Genomic DNA, 14,476 nt, shown 5'->3' on the forward strand with positions numbered 1-14,476 from the left:
CAGCCTCTGGGAAGGGGTGTACTTTGAGGCCGTGCATTCTAGCCTAAAGCGTTGCCATCGGCACCCGTGAAGGCGATGCAAAACCGCGTATCGGCGCTAGCAGAGAAGCCAGATGCTGTCGAGATATGGCGCGCCCCATGCTTTGCGTATACTGCGCCAATGTTTGCCCAATCTGCGTTCCGTGTGCGCCACGCCTGCTGGCTGTTGGTGATCGGAATCCTCCTGCTGCTCGCTGGCTGTGCTGAAGAACCCAGCACACTTGAGCGCGTTAAGGCGGAGGGTGTACTGCGGGTGATCACCCGTAACAGCCCAGCCACCTATTTCCAAGACCGTAACGGCGAGACCGGCTTCGAATACGAGCTGGTAAAGCGCTTTGCTGATGACCTAGGCGTTGAACTTAAAATCGAGACCGCCGACAACCTCGACGACCTCTTCGCCAGCCTCAACAAGCCCGATGGGCCGGCATTGGCTGCGGCCGGCCTGGTAAAAAGCGACGGCCGGCAGGAGCATGCGCGTTTTTCTCTGCCCTACCTCGAGGTCACCCCTCAGGTGATCTACCGTAACGGCCAACAACGCCCGACCCGGCCCAACGATCTGCTCGGCAAACGTATTCTGGTGCTCAAAGGCAGCAGCCATGCCGAGCAACTGGCCGAACTCAAACTGCAGCTGCCAGAACTGAGCTATGAAGAGTCCGCCGCGGTCGAGGTGGTCGATCTGCTGCGTATGGTTGACGAGGGGCAAATCGACCTAACAGTGGTCGACTCCAACGAACTGGCGATGAACCAAGTTTATTTCTCCAATGTCCGCGTAGCCTTTGACTTTGGTGACTCGCAGAACTTGGCCTGGGCCACCGTTCCAGGTCTGGACAATAGCCTGCTTGATGAAATGAACATCTTCATCATGCGCGCGCACAAAAATGGCAGCCTGAAGCGACTTAAAGACCGCTACTACGGCCACGTTGATGTACTCGGTTATGTCGGCGCCTACACCTTTGCCAAGCACTTACAGCAACGCCTACCCCGCTACGAGAAACACTTTCGCGAAGCCGCCCAAGCCAATCAGGTCGACTGGCGTTTACTCGCAGCCATGGGCTATCAAGAATCACTCTGGCAGCCTACCGCCACCTCGAAAACCGGCGTGCGCGGCCTGATGATGCTGACTCTGCGCACAGCCCAAGCCATGGGTGTATCGGACCGCCTAAACCCCAAGCAGAGCATTCAGGGCGGCGCCAAATATATTGTCCATGTGAAAAACCAGCTGCCAGAGAGCATTCAGGAACCGGACCGCACCTGGTTTGCCCTAGCCTCTTATAACGTCGGCGGCGGGCATCTGGAAGATGCCCGCAAACTCACCGAAGCCGAAGGCCTAGACCCGAATAAATGGCTGGATGTGCAGAAGATTTTGCCGCGGTTAGCGCAGAAGCAGTGGTACAGCAAAACCCGCTATGGCTACGCCCGTGGCGGCGAGCCAGTACACTTTGTGCGCAACATCCGTCGCTACTACGACATCCTCACCTGGGTCACTCAACCGCAGCTTGAAGGCTCACAAATCGCCGAAAGTAACCAACACGTGCCGGGCATCGATAAACGCGAGCCGGTTCAGCAGACCCCGCCGCTCTAACGCTGCTCGCGCCGCGCCTTGAAAAAGGCACTGAGTATCGCCCCACACTCCTCCGCCAGCACGCCTCCCTCGATCAGCACCTGGTGATTGAGAAACGCCTGACTAAAAAACTGCCCTCGGCTCAGCGCCACACCGGCCTTCGGCTCGGTCGCGCCATACACCACCCGCTGCACCCGCGCATGCACGATCAAACCCGCACACATGCTGCAGGGTTCCAGGGTTACATACAGGGTGCTACTCGGCAGGCGGTAGTTGTCCACGGCTTGCGCCGCTGCGCGAATCGCCACCATCTCGGCATGGGCGCTGGGGTCATGGGTGGTAATCGGGCAATTGAAGCCGCGCCCGACTATCACCCCATCCTGCACCAGCACAGCGCCGACTGGCACTTCACCCAGCGCGGCACCTTCGGCAGCCAGCGCCAGCGCCTCGCGCATAAAGTGCTGATCTTGGCTGCGATCAACAATCAACGGACGACGCATCAGGCTACCTCGATCGCGGCCATCAGACCGGTTTCCATGTGATCAATCACATGGCAATGGAACATCCAGATACCGGGGTTATCGGCGACAAAGGCAATCCGCGCCACCTCATTCTTGCCCAGCAGATAGGTGTCGGTGAAATACGGAATGATCTTCTTGCGGTTGGACGAGATCACCTTGAATGCCAGCCCATGCAAGTGAATCGGGTGCAGGTACTGCGCCATATTGCGCAGCTCGAAGATGTAGTGGCCGTCCCTCTTCAGGCTAGCAATCGGTCGATCGGCGCAGGTCTTGTCATTGATATCCCAGGCCTGACCGTTGATCTGCCAATACTTGGCCGGCCCGTTATCACTTGCGCTGGCCAAACGCGCCGACCACTCGAAATTAAAGCGCAGCACTTCGGCGCGCTCTAGATCAGGCTCGGCCACCGGATTGGCCGGCATGCGCGGCGGCCAATCCCCGGCCACCTCAGCGCTGGCCACGCTTTTCAGCGTCGCCAGGCGCAACGGGCCATTGCGCAAGGACAACTCAACACCCGCCTGGGGCACCCGCACAGCCAGGTCGATGCGCATACCCGGCCCCAACCAGTAGTCCTTGCCTAATGCGCGCGGTTCAATCGGATGACCGTCAAGCGCATACAAACGCGCATCAGCGCCCGGCAGATTGAGCTTATAGGTCACCGTGTTATCCAGGTTCAGCACACGCAGCCGTACCACCTGCCCCGCTGGCAGCTCCAGCACCGGAGCCGGCTTGCCATTGATGGTGGTCAGCCGCCCGCGCGTACCTTCACGCGCCGCCTCGCGCGGCACACTGAATGCAGTGAAGGCGCCCTGCTCGTCGATGTGCCAGGTTTTCAGGCTCAAGGTGCGCTCATGCACAAAGCCGGTGGGCTCGCGCTCCTCGACAATCAGCGGGCCGACCAAGCCACGACCGAGCTGCTCGGCGCTGCTCAGGTGCGGGTGGTACCAGAAGTTACCGGCGTCCTCAGTTTTGAAACGGTAATCGAAATACTCACCCGGCAATACCGGCAGCTGCGACACATAGGGCACGCCATCCATTTCCAGCGGCAAGCGGATGCCATGCCAGTGAATGGTGGTCGGCTCGTCCAGATGATTGATAAACCGCACCCGCAACCAGTCACCCTGACGCGCGCGAATCTCCAACCCCGGTACCTGCCCGGCATAACCCCAGGCCGGGGTTAGATGCCCCGGGATCAGCTCGACATCCAGCGGCGCGGCGATAAGCTCGTAGTCATGGCTCGCAGCGTCACGCGTACGCCCCAGCCAATAACGCGCCCCACCACCGACCACGCCCAACGCAGCAAGTCCCGCCAAACCGGCCAGCACCCTTCTTCGAGTAAAAGTCATTTCGCTCTCATCAATAACGGTGCGAGTCGCCCACTGGCATAAACGGAATATCTCGCATTTGCGTCATGCTACCGCTTCACGCTCGATCAGGCAGCCATAAAAAACTAATGCTGACCATACTGAAGGCACCGCCCGCGAAACCTTGCGCAAGATCAAACGTCTACAACAACACGCTCTTGTCGAGGACAACGTCATGCTCACAACTACGGACAGCGCAACAGATCACGTGAGCCGAAACATTGCCTGGCTCGCCCGAAGCGGCTACGCCGCCCGCGGCGTGGTTTACTTAATCATTGGTGCTTTCGCCCTGCTGGCCGCAGTGGGCAGCGCAAAAACAGTCGACTCCGAAGGCGCTATTCGTCATCTGCTCACACAACCCTATGGCGAGATTTTGCTCTGGATCATGGTGGTGGGGCTTGTAGCATTTGTGACGTGGCGCTTAACCCAGGCCATTACTGACCCCGAGGGGCATGGCCGCGACGCCAAAGCCTTGCTCATTCGAGCAGGCCTGATCGGTAGCGCCGTGACTTATGGTCTACTCACGTTTTTCACCTTGGGGCTGCTCAACAGTGATCTAACGAGCGCTAACAGCGAAGGCGACTTTCTCTCAGGCTTACTCAGCTGGCAATACTCTAACTACTTGGTTTATCTGGTTGCGCTAGTGCCGCTTGGGGTCGGCATCGCCCACATCATCAAGGGCTGGAAAGCGAAGTTCGAAAAATACTTTCAAACCAGTGCGCAGGTCATGCGCTGGGTGCGCCCCATTTCCCGTGCGGGGCTGATTGCCCGTGGAGTCGCACTGCTCGTGGTGGCCGGCATGCTGTTCACCGGCGGTACTCGCTACAAACCCACTAGCCCACCCGGCTTAGAAGATGCTTTGAATGCCCTGCTCAACTTGCCGCTCGGAGCTTTCTGGCTCTCTTTAGTGGGCCTGGGTTTGATAGCTTTCGCCTTATACAGTCTTGCCGAAGCGCTCTGGCGTCGCATTGATGTGCCTGCCGTTTTTGATTGAGCTCCTCAAGAAAAAGCCCCGCAATAGCGGGGCTTTTTCTTAGCGGATTGATCGATTAATCATTCCCACTCAATGGTCGCTGGCGGCTTGCTCGACACGTCGTAGGTAACGCGGGAGATGCCTTCGATTTCATTGATGATGCGACCGCTAACGGTTTCCAGCAGCTCGTAAGGCAGGTGCGCCCAACGTGCGGTCATAAAGTCGATGGTTTCCACCGCACGCAGGGCCACAACCCAGGCGTAACGACGGCCATCACCCACCACGCCAACCGACTTCACCGGCTGGAATACCACGAAGGCCTGGCTGACTTTGTGGTACCAGTCGGCCTTGCGCAGTTCTTCGATAAAGATGTGGTCTGCACGACGCAACAGGTCGGCGTATTCCTTCTTCACTTCACCGAGGATGCGCACGCCCAGACCCGGACCTGGGAATGGATGGCGGTAAACCATGTCGTACGGCAGGCCGAGCTCCAGACCCAGGCGACGCACTTCGTCCTTAAACAGTTCGCGCAGCGGCTCGACCAGCTTCAGGTTCATTTCTTCCGGCAGGCCGCCGACGTTGTGGTGCGACTTGATCACGTGAGCCTTGCCGCTCTTGGCACCAGCCGACTCGATCACGTCTGGGTAGATAGTGCCTTGAGCGAGGAACTTGATGTTGTCCAGCTTGCAGGACTCGGCATCAAACACGTCGATAAAGGTACGACCAATGATCTTGCGCTTCTTCTCTGGGTCCGCTTCGCCAGCCAAGTTATCCAGGAACTGATCGGCGGCGTTGGCGCGGATCACTTTGACCCCCATGTTCTCGGCGAACATGGCCATCACCTGCTCGCCTTCGTGCAAGCGCAGCAAACCGTTGTCGACAAATACGCAGGTCAGTTGATCGCCAATAGCTTTGTGCAGCAAGGCCGCTACGACTGAGGAGTCGACACCGCCGGACAGGCCGAGCAGTACGTTGGCGCTGCCAACTTGGGCACGCACGTTGGCGATGGCGTCTTCTGCAATTTTCGACGGCGTCCACAGCGCTTCGCACTGGCAGATGTCGAGAATAAAGCGCGAAAGGATACGACCGCCCTGCTTGGTGTGGGTCACTTCCGGGTGGAACTGCACGCCGTAATAGCCGCGCGCGTCGTTGTACATGCCGGCAATCGGGCAGCTCGGAGTACTGGCCAGGATGTGGAAGTCCTGCGGCAGTTTGGTGACCTTGTCACCGTGGCTCATCCATACGTCGAGGCCGAACAAACCGTCGGCGTCGACATGGTCTTCGATGCCATCGAGCAGGTGGCTTTTACCCACCACATCGACACGGGCGTAACCGAACTCACGCAGCTCGGAGCCTTCAACCTTGCCGCCCAGTTGCTCGGCCATAGTCTGCATGCCGTAGCAGATACCGAAAACCGGCACACCGAGGTCAAACACCGCTTGCGGCGCACGCGGGCTGTCGGCTTCATGCACCGACTCCGGGCCACCGGCGAGGATGATGCCGCGCGGGGCGAAAGCACGGATGTCATCGTCGCTCATGTCGAACGGGTGCAGCTCACAATACACACCGATCTCGCGCACGCGGCGGGCGATCAATTGGGTGTACTGGGAACCGAAATCGAGGATCAGGATGCGGTGAGCGTGAATGTCGAGGGCCATGATTCAGTCTCGTCTAAGTAATTCAGAAACAATCGTGATTCAGAAACAACTCGGGGCTGAATCGAACAGCCCCGGGTGCTTAACTTATTGTTTGAAGGCTCAACCTACGCGGTAGTTTGGCGCTTCCTTGGTGATCTGCACATCGTGCACATGCGACTCAGCCATACCTGCGCCAGTAATGCGCACAAACTCAGGCTTGCTGCGCATCTCTTCAATCGTGGCGCAACCGGTGTAGCCCATGGAAGCACGCAGGCCGCCCATCATCTGATGAACGATGGCTGCCATCGCGCCTTTGTATGGCACGCGACCTTCGATACCTTCCGGCACCAGCTTCTCGGCACCGGCCGAGGAATCCTGGAAGTAACGATCCGAAGAGCCCTGTGCCTGCGCCATCGCACCCAGCGAACCCATACCGCGGTAAGCCTTGTAGGAGCGACCCTGGAACAGTTCAACTTCGCCTGGCGCTTCTTCAGTACCGGCCAACATCGAACCGATCATCACGGCCGAAGCACCGGCGACGATGGCCTTGGACAGATCACCCGAGAAACGGATGCCGCCATCGGCGATCAACGGAATACCGGTGCCTGCCAGCGCAGCAGCCACATTGGCCACGGCGGAAATTTGCGGCACACCCACACCGGCGACGATGCGCGTGGTGCAGATCGAGCCCGGGCCGATACCGACTTTGACCGCATCAGCGCCGGCTTCAGCCAGCGCTTTGGCCGCTTCGCCGGTGGCGATGTTGCCACCGATGACCTGCACCTCGGGGAAGTTCTGTTTAACCCAGCGCACGCGATCGATCACACCCTTGGAGTGGCCATGGGCGGTGTCAACGATGATCACGTCAACGCCGGCATGCGCCAGGGCGGTAACGCGCTCTTCAGTATCGGCACCGGTGCCCACTGCCGCGCCAACGCGCAGACGACCCTGGTCATCCTTGCTGGCCAGCGGATAGGCTTTGGCTTTCTCGATGTCGTTAACGGTCATCATGCCTTTGAGGCGGAACTGGTCGTCGACGATCAATACGCGCTCGATACGGTGCTTGTGCAACAGCTTGCGCACCACCTGGGTATCTTCGCCTTCATTGACCGTGACCAGACGCTCTTTCGGCGTCATCACGTCGCGCACGGTGGCGCTCATGTTGGTTTCGAAGCGCACGTCACGGCTGGTGACGATGCCAACCAAGTCGCCATGGTGCAGCACCGGTACGCCGGAAATGTTGTTCTGCCGAGTCAGGTCGAACAAGTCACCCACAGTGGCGTCGGCCTCGATGGTGATCGGGTCCTTAACCACACCGGACTCGTAGCGCTTAACCTTGCGCACCTCGAGAGCCTGCTGCTCGACAGTCATGTTCTTGTGGATGATGCCAATGCCGCCTTCCTGAGCCATGGCAATCGCCAAACGGGCTTCAGTCACGGTATCCATGGCAGCAGAAAGCAGCGGAATATTCAGTTCAATGCCACGGGTCAAGCGCGTTTTAAGGCTGACATCTTTGGGCAGAACTTCGGAATAACCTGGAATAAGTAGAACGTCGTCGAAGGTTAGAGCTTCTTGACTGATACGCAGCATGGCGGGGGCTCCCGGACGGGAAAATTGGAAGCGCGCCATTATACTCAGACGCCCCCCTGCACTCAACGCAAAGTATTGCTAAACCAGCCTGAACATTCGCAGCCGACTGTATTGCCCTACAAATCGACCCGCACCGAAGAGACCGGATAACCCAAACGCGCGGCAAACTCGTCGAGAAAGCTCGGCTTAAAGCCGGCATCCGCCCAGTTATTGAAGATAAAACCCAGGTTGGAAAAGCCGCAGGGCTGCAAAAATAGAAAGCCGTTGATGTCATCTTCATGACCACAGCGTGGGCAGGTGAAGTTATCCGTATGCCCCGGCATCCACTCATCCAGACTGTCGAACAGTGGCCCGCCGACTTCCTTACGGCACTGCGCGCAGCCCGCCTCTTCCAGAAAATTTGCGGTCGGTGTGTAGATACAGCGCTTATAGATGATTTCCAAGCCATGCACGGCCTGGCCGAACGGTAGCAACTCAGGCCGTTCAACCACCCGTCGTGCACCCTCGCCAATGCCATAGCCCATATGCTTATAGGTACGCCCGCAGGTGGTTAGCTGTTCTTCGATGATGGCCTGCTTAACCAGCCAACGCACAATCAACCGCGCCCGCGCCTCATGGCCAGGAAAGCTGGAAATCTGCGGCACGATGATGGCTTGCTGCTCGCTCATAACGGTGGCCTCACGGAAAAGGCGCGCAGCTTAACAGCCCTAAATAGACAAACCAGCGTAAACCCCGCCACGGGCAACCGAAGCGGTAAACACTCGTTAACGGGAGCGAATCCGCTAAACCATTAGCCCAGCAGGCTAAGCACGGCCTGCGGCAACTGGTTAGCCTGAGCCAGAATGGCTGTGCCGGCCTGTTGCAAAATCTGGTTTTTGGTCAGCTCAGAGGTCTCTGCGGCAAAGTCGGTATCGCGAATACGACTGCGCGCCGCTGAGGCGTTCTCGCCGATGTTTTGCAGGTTGGCGATGGTGTTTTCCAAACGGTTTTGCACCGCACCCAACTGGGCACGCTGGCTATCCAGATTGCTGATCGCACCATTGAGCACGCCCAAGGCACTCTGTGCACCACCGGCTGTGCTGATGTCGATATCCGCCACATGATCCAGCAGGCTGAACTCACTGCCCGAGCGCTGGCTCAGGTCAGTATCAACATCCGTGATGCGGAAGGTATCGGCTGACTCATAGCGCACAATACCGTCCACACGCCCGCCACCGGTGCCATCGCCATTGATGGTTGCCTGCCCGAGCGACGCCAGGCCATCGCCTTCACGGTCGTCGAACTCGAAACCCTCCAAGGTGGCCGCCGTCGCGCTGTCACCGTTGCGGAAGCTGGCCAGCATGATCGCATCACCACGCTCACTCACCAGCTTGATCTTGCCGTTATCCCCGAGGCTGGCGGCGATCCCGGTTTTACCCGTTTCTTTATTAATGGCGTCAATCAGAGCACTGGGGTTGCTGGCGTCATCGACATTAGCGGAGATACGCACGCCTTCGGCCTGGCTGGCGTTATTACTGCCATACAGGCTAAAGCTCACAGCCCCCGCCGCCAGCCCACTCAACTCCGCCGAGGTGTAGGCCATGGCGCTCACACCGGTGGTATCGCTGACTCTATTAACCGCCTGTGCTACATCGCGGGCGCTTGTAGCATTAGTCGCACCGCCAGCACCAACGGTGCCGGCAGTGCCGAGCACCCCGGCACTAAAACCGGTCAGCGCCGTAATGTTGGCGGCATCTGCACCGGGGGCCAGCTCAAACTGGATGCTAGTTGCAACATTAAGCTGCAATTGATTTGGGCCATTGGCGGTCACAGAAAAAGCTCCCGCTGCGTTATTGATCCTGTCTGCAAGCACATTAACGTTAAAACCACCAACACCGCCATCAGGATCAAAAGTCCCAAGATCTAGCAAGGGCCCTCCATTGACTCGCACCAGCAAACCGCTAACTGTTCCAGGGGCAGTGGTTGGGACAGTATTCGTGATGATCGCCCCAGGCCCTGAAACCACAGTACCCGGCACCGAAGCCGTACCCGCCGCACCCGCCGCATAGGTAAAGTCTGCCGTACCCAATTTACCCACAATAGTACCGCTGGCGCCGCCATAACCAGCCGTACCGCCCGGCGTGCTTAGCTCAACAAAACCTAATGCGCCGCCCACCACCGCAGCCCCACTGCTGTCGTAACGCTGTGCACCAATACGATCGGTCGCCGCAGAACCAATCGACACGTTGATGCCTTCATACGCATTGGCGCCCACCTGAAAGGTTTGCGAACCAAAACTGCCATCGAGCACCTTGCGCCCGGCAAAGCTGGTGGTCTGCGCGACCCGATCCAGCTCCTGCTGCAGTTGCGATACCTCACCCTGCAGGGCGGCACGCTCGCTGGCGCCGTTAGAACCGTTTGCCGACTGCAAGGCCAAGTCGCGCATGCGCTGCAAAATGCTGGTGGACTGCTGCAACGCGCCCTCAACGGTTTGCGCCAGCGAGATACCGTCATTGGCGTTGCGCGTAGCCACGCCCAAGCCATTGATCTGGCTGGTGAGTCGGTTGCTGATTTGCAGACCCGCGGCATCATCCTTGGCGCTATTGATGCGAAAGCCGGTGGACAGCCGTTGCAACGAGATATCCAGGCCTTTCGACGAGGCATTCAGGTTGCGCTGAGTATTAAGCGAGGCAACGTTGGTGTTGACGGTTAAGGCCATACTGCTATCCGATCAAGCCGTGCAGCTGCCAGACCGAGTGACGGACTGGTTGATACGAATCTTTCGGCCCTGAAGCAACTTTCTTTAGTGCTATTTCGCAACGGCCTGCCTTTGGCTTATGCCGCCATGGACGTATGATGCCGACCATGATCAAAGACCCCTTCCAACGCTTGAACCTCGACCGCGAGGTGCTCAGCGTCAGCCAGCTGAACAACCGCGCGCGCCTGCTGCTGGAGGATGTATTCGGCGGTATTTGGGTCGAGGGGGAAATTTCCAACCTGGCCAAGCCGGCGTCCGGGCATATTTACTTCACCCTTAAAGACAGCCAGGCCCAGGTGCGCTGCGCGTTGTTCCGGCAAAACGCCGCCAAGGTGCGCCAGGCCTTGCGTGATGGCCTGGCGGTGAAGGTGCGCGGCAAGGTTTCACTGTTTGAAGGGCGCGGCGATTACCAGCTGATTCTCGATGCGGTCGAGCCGGCCGGCGATGGCGCTTTACGTCTAGCCTTCGAGGCACTGAAGGAGAAACTCAGCGCTGAAGGCTTGTTCTCAGCCGAGCAAAAAGTCGCCCTGCCGCCCCACCCGAAACGCATCGGCATTATTAGCTCGCCGACTGGCGCAGTAATCCGCGACATCATCAGCGTGTTCCGCCGTCGCGCGCCGCAGGTCGAGCTGACCCTGATCCCGACTGCCGTGCAGGGCCGCGACGCCACCGCGCAAATCGTCCGCGCGCTTGGCATAGCCGATGCGAAAGGCTTCGATGCGCTGATCCTGGCCCGTGGCGGTGGCTCGCTAGAAGACCTCTGGTGCTTTAACGAAGAGCCGGTGGCCCGTGCCATTGCTGCGTGCATTACGCCCATCGTCAGCGCCGTCGGCCACGAAACTGATGTTTCTATCGCCGATTTTGTCGCCGACGTGCGTGCACCAACACCCTCAGCCGCTGCTGAACTGCTGGCGCCTGACAGCAGTGAGCTGGTGCAACGCCTGCATAACCTTAAGCGCCGCCTGAACCTGCGCATGCAACACCGCCTGGAGCGCGAGCGTATGCGCCTGGACGGCTTGCAGCGACGCTTGCGCCATCCCGGCGAACGCTTGCGTCAGCACGCCCAGCGCGTGGATGACTTGGAAATGCGCCTCAGCCGTGCCTTTGAACGTCAGCTGAAGAACCGCCGCGAACGCCTGACCCACCTGCAGACCCGGCTGCTCAGCCTGCACCCGGAGCGTAACCTCAAGCTGCTTGATCAGCGCTTGCAAGCCCTCAGCGAGCGCCTGCAACGCAGCATGCGTGAAGGGCTCAAACAGCGTCACCTGCAGCTGCACAGCCAGGTACACACGCTGCATGCGGTCAGCCCGCTGGCAACCCTCGGTCGTGGCTATAGCATTCTGCTCGACGAACGCGGCCGCGCTATTCGCAACGCAGCCGACACCCGCCCCGGCCAGCGCTTACACGCCAAGTTGGGCGAGGGCGAGTTGATCGTGCGCGTGGAAGATAACCACCTCGCCCCGATTACCTTGTCACTCCTCGACTAACTCAAAATCCTCCTTCGCGCGCACCGCACAATCGGGGCAGACAAACCCTTCGGGCAAGTCGGAAAAAGCGGTGCCGGGGACATAGCCCTCGCGAGGTTCGCCGAGCACTTCGTCGTACTGATAACCGCAGCCGGGACAGATGTACTTGGCCATTTACGCCTCCTGCACTGCAGGCTGCTGGACGCTGACGCCTGCATAGCGCGCCTCAAGTTCGGCACGTCGGCCGGGGGCGATATTGATCTTGTCAAAGTCGCCAGCAATATGCGGCAGCGCTAACAAACGCTTGTCCATCACGCGGTACCAGAGCGCAGGCACCATCGCCAGGGCATACATACCGGAATAACCGGTCGGCAACGTAGGCAGGCTGGGGAAGCTGCGCAGGCTCTGATAACGTCGGGTCGGATGGGCGTGATGGTCAGAGTGGCGCTCCAACTGAAACAGCAGCAGGTTGGAGGCGATGTAGTCGGCGTTCCAGCTGTGCCACGGCTGGCAGTGCTCATAGCCTCCATTGGGCTTGCGCTGACGCAGCAGGCCGTAGTGTTCGATGTAATTGGCACTGGTCAGCTGCCACCAGCCAAAGAAATTCTGCAGCAGCAGAAACGGCAGCATGATCCAGCCGAACGCCACGATCAGCGCGCCCTGGACAACCAGGGTCAGCGCATAGGATTGCAGCACTTCGTTACTGGGGTGCCAAACCGACTTACCCTGGCGCTCCATCCGTTCTTTTTCACACGCCCAGCCGCGGCGAAAGCCGGCCGGTATTTCTGCCCAGGCAAATTGGTAAATGTTCTCGCCCATCTTCGAGCTGGCCGGGTCTTCTGGGGTGGCCACATGCCGATGATGGCCACGGTTATGCTCGACACAGAAATGCCCATAACCCGACGCAGCCAACGCGATGCGCGCCATCCAGCGTTCCAATGCCGGCTTTTTGTGGCCTAACTCATGGGCGGTGTTGATACCCAAGCCGCTATACAGACCGGCGGTCAGGGTCAGCATAAGAAAGGCAGGCAGGCCCAGGTCGTGATTGGCGATAAACCAGGCAAAGATCACCAGCACCAGGAGGTGCATGGGTACCGTCAGGATGGGTAACCAGCGGTAATACGCATCCGCTTCCAGCTGCGGCACGATCTCCTCGGGCGGATTATTGCGATCCTCGCCAATCAGCCAGTCAAGTGCGCTGATGCCGATATAGGCGATAACCAAAGGCACGACGAACACCCACTGATTGCCTGTGAGGTAGAACAAGCCGATGCCGCTAAGGGCAATCAAGGGATAGAGCAACGACACGAGCCACAGGTAGCGTTTGCGGTCTTGGTAGATAATTTCGCCTTGCTCGGGGTGCTGCACAGTGAACTGATGCATTGACTAGTCCTCAGGGACACTTGTTGTGCTTATCACTCTAAGGTCACGATGGGCTGACTTAAATTGCAGTTAATGACGAATTACTGGTCATTTATCGCCATACTCGACCCATGAACAACGAACTCAGCCAACTGCCCACACCCAGTACCTACACCCGGCTCTTGCTACAGCGCTGGCCGCAGCAGGCGGGCAAGCTTCTGGCGGGCACAGGGCTGGGGGAAACCCTGCCGGCCACCACCACCTACATCAATGCCGCGCAACAACTGCAGATTTTCCGCAACGTTATGGCGCTGGCTGGGCGCAGTGACTGGGGGCTGATATTCGGTCAGCAGCTCAACATCAACAGTCATGGCCCACTCGGCTTTGCCGCGCTCAGCGCACCGACTTTAGGCGAAGGGCTGGATGTTCTGGTGCAGTTTGCGCAAATACGCGCGCCCTTCATCGGCTTCAGCGCCAGCCAGGAGCACAACCAGTACTGCCTTACGGTGGACACTCAGCGCTATCCATTGGGCGAGCTGGAACTGCCGCTGATTGACGTGCTGATGCAAATCGCCAGCAGTTATGTCGAAGCGGTAATGGGTCATAGCGCCAGCGAGGTCACGTTGCAGTTTGCCTGGCCCGCTCCCCCTCATGCGCCGCTGTATGCCCAGCACTTCAGTGGCAGGTGCACGTTCGACGCCACCACTACGGCCTTCAAAATGCCCGCCGAGCTGCGCCGTCTACCGTGCCCCCTGCATGACGAAAAAACCTACCGCGCAGCGTTGATGCGCTGCCGCGAAGCACTGGATAACCTGCGCCACCGCAAAGATATTCTGACCCGCGCCGAGCATTGGCTAACGGCCCATTTCGATCAACTCACCACCCTCGGCGACCCGATCAGCCACCCTCGGTTGGTTGACCTGGCAGCCGCACTGGCCCTGTCCCCGCGAACGCTCATCCGCCGCCTGGATGAACACGGCACCAGCTTCCGCAGCCTATGCAGCGCCCAGCAACAGCAACTCGCGTGCCGCTTGCTTAGCGATGCGCGCTACTCAGTCAGCGATATTGCTCAATTGCTGGGCTACAGCGACGCCGCCAACTTCGGCCGCGCTTTTCGCCAGACGACCGGCGTCGCACCCGGGCAATACCGGCGCGCGAAACGCTAAGATGGCCACACCGGGCAAACCAATAACCACCCGCAACAACGATGAGGCGCACGTTATAACT

Annotated in this window: 12 protein-coding genes; 4 read left to right on the plus strand and 8 right to left on the minus strand. The window is 59.1% G+C overall.

The features are described from left to right. Positions 1–159 precede the first annotated feature (159 nt). Positions 160–1,620, plus strand: a complete 1,461-nt coding sequence (gene mltF / locus D8779_RS02210; RefSeq protein ID WP_136662833.1) for a membrane-bound lytic murein transglycosylase MltF — start codon at positions 160–162, stop codon at positions 1,618–1,620. Here mltF and tadA read toward each other — a convergent pair. Further along, a complete protein-coding gene (gene tadA / locus D8779_RS02215; protein ID WP_136662834.1) occupies positions 1,617–2,099 on the minus strand; it encodes a tRNA adenosine(34) deaminase TadA in 483 nt (160 codons plus the stop codon). The genes mltF and tadA overlap by 4 nt on opposite strands. Then, entirely contained in the window at positions 2,099–3,466 is a 1,368-nt protein-coding gene (locus D8779_RS02220) for a multicopper oxidase family protein (protein WP_136662835.1), read from the minus strand. The genes tadA and D8779_RS02220 overlap by 1 nt, the downstream gene beginning before the upstream one ends. 193 nt (positions 3,467–3,659) lie before the next feature. On the opposite strand from D8779_RS02220, the gene D8779_RS02225 reads away from it, so the two are divergent. After that, complete coding sequence (locus D8779_RS02225) at positions 3,660–4,478, plus strand: DUF1206 domain-containing protein (RefSeq protein WP_136664408.1); 819 nt, start codon at positions 3,660–3,662, stop codon at positions 4,476–4,478. Between the two features lie 59 nt (positions 4,479–4,537). Here the strand turns inward: D8779_RS02225 and guaA are convergent, their stop codons facing one another. From guaA to D8779_RS20895, 4 genes are all read right to left on the minus strand, one after another. Further along, complete coding sequence (gene guaA / locus D8779_RS02230) at positions 4,538–6,115, minus strand: glutamine-hydrolyzing GMP synthase (RefSeq protein WP_136662836.1); 1,578 nt, start codon at positions 6,113–6,115, stop codon at positions 4,538–4,540. A 99-nt stretch (positions 6,116–6,214) separates the two neighbouring features. Then, positions 6,215–7,684, minus strand: coding sequence for an IMP dehydrogenase (guaB, locus tag D8779_RS02235; protein ID WP_136662837.1), 1,470 nt, complete (start codon positions 7,682–7,684; stop codon positions 6,215–6,217). 116 nt (positions 7,685–7,800) lie between these two features. Further along, a complete protein-coding gene (locus D8779_RS02240) occupies positions 7,801–8,352 on the minus strand; it encodes a sugar ABC transporter ATPase (protein WP_136662838.1) in 552 nt (183 codons plus the stop codon). A 122-nt stretch (positions 8,353–8,474) separates the two neighbouring features. Next, complete coding sequence (locus D8779_RS20895) at positions 8,475–10,382, minus strand: flagellin N-terminal helical domain-containing protein (protein WP_136662839.1); 1,908 nt, start codon at positions 10,380–10,382, stop codon at positions 8,475–8,477. A gap of 146 nt (positions 10,383–10,528) precedes the next feature. Between D8779_RS20895 and xseA the strand changes: the two genes are divergently transcribed. Then, positions 10,529–11,908 (plus strand): exodeoxyribonuclease VII large subunit, encoded by a 1,380-nt coding sequence (gene xseA, locus D8779_RS02250; RefSeq protein WP_136662840.1) that lies wholly within the window; start codon positions 10,529–10,531, stop codon positions 11,906–11,908. Here xseA and D8779_RS02255 read toward each other — a convergent pair. Further along, positions 11,894–12,061: a rubredoxin gene (locus D8779_RS02255; RefSeq protein WP_136662841.1), complete on the minus strand. Its 168-nt coding sequence runs from the start codon at positions 12,059–12,061 to the stop codon at positions 11,894–11,896. The genes xseA and D8779_RS02255 overlap by 15 nt on opposite strands. After that, positions 12,062–13,270, minus strand: coding sequence for an alkane 1-monooxygenase (locus D8779_RS02260; RefSeq protein WP_136662842.1), 1,209 nt, complete (start codon positions 13,268–13,270; stop codon positions 12,062–12,064). Positions 13,271–13,380: 110 nt separating this feature from the next. On the opposite strand from D8779_RS02260, the gene D8779_RS02265 reads away from it, so the two are divergent. Then, a complete protein-coding gene (locus tag D8779_RS02265; RefSeq protein ID WP_136662843.1) occupies positions 13,381–14,415 on the plus strand; it encodes an AraC family transcriptional regulator in 1,035 nt (344 codons plus the stop codon). Positions 14,416–14,476: the final 61 nt, after the last annotated feature.

Source organism: Pseudomonas leptonychotis (assembly GCF_004920405.1).
Classification (GTDB): domain Bacteria; phylum Pseudomonadota; class Gammaproteobacteria; order Pseudomonadales; family Pseudomonadaceae; genus Aquipseudomonas; species Aquipseudomonas leptonychotis.

Excerpts from the sequence above, each read along its gene's own strand:
- D8779_RS02220 (WP_136662835.1), bottom strand. The coding sequence starts at position 3,466 with ATGACTTTTACTCGAAGAAGGGTGCTGGCCGGTTTGGCGGGACTTGCT.
- D8779_RS02225 (WP_136664408.1), top strand. The coding sequence starts at position 3,660 with ATGCTCACAACTACGGACAGCGCAACAGATCACGTGAGCCGAAACATT.
- D8779_RS02265 (WP_136662843.1), top strand. The coding sequence starts at position 13,381 with ATGAACAACGAACTCAGCCAACTGCCCACACCCAGTACCTACACCCGG.
- xseA (WP_136662840.1), top strand. The coding sequence starts at position 10,529 with ATGATCAAAGACCCCTTCCAACGCTTGAACCTCGACCGCGAGGTGCTC.
- guaA (WP_136662836.1), bottom strand. The coding sequence starts at position 6,115 with ATGGCCCTCGACATTCACGCTCACCGCATCCTGATCCTCGATTTCGGT.
- guaB (WP_136662837.1), bottom strand. The coding sequence starts at position 7,684 with ATGCTGCGTATCAGTCAAGAAGCTCTAACCTTCGACGACGTTCTACTT.
- D8779_RS02255 (WP_136662841.1), bottom strand. The coding sequence starts at position 12,061 with ATGGCCAAGTACATCTGTCCCGGCTGCGGTTATCAGTACGACGAAGTG.
- D8779_RS02240 (WP_136662838.1), bottom strand. The coding sequence starts at position 8,352 with ATGAGCGAGCAGCAAGCCATCATCGTGCCGCAGATTTCCAGCTTTCCT.
- D8779_RS02260 (WP_136662842.1), bottom strand. The coding sequence starts at position 13,270 with ATGCATCAGTTCACTGTGCAGCACCCCGAGCAAGGCGAAATTATCTAC.
- mltF (WP_136662833.1), top strand. The coding sequence starts at position 160 with ATGTTTGCCCAATCTGCGTTCCGTGTGCGCCACGCCTGCTGGCTGTTG.
- D8779_RS20895 (WP_136662839.1), bottom strand. The coding sequence starts at position 10,382 with ATGGCCTTAACCGTCAACACCAACGTTGCCTCGCTTAATACTCAGCGC.
- tadA (WP_136662834.1), bottom strand. The coding sequence starts at position 2,099 with ATGCGTCGTCCGTTGATTGTTGATCGCAGCCAAGATCAGCACTTTATG.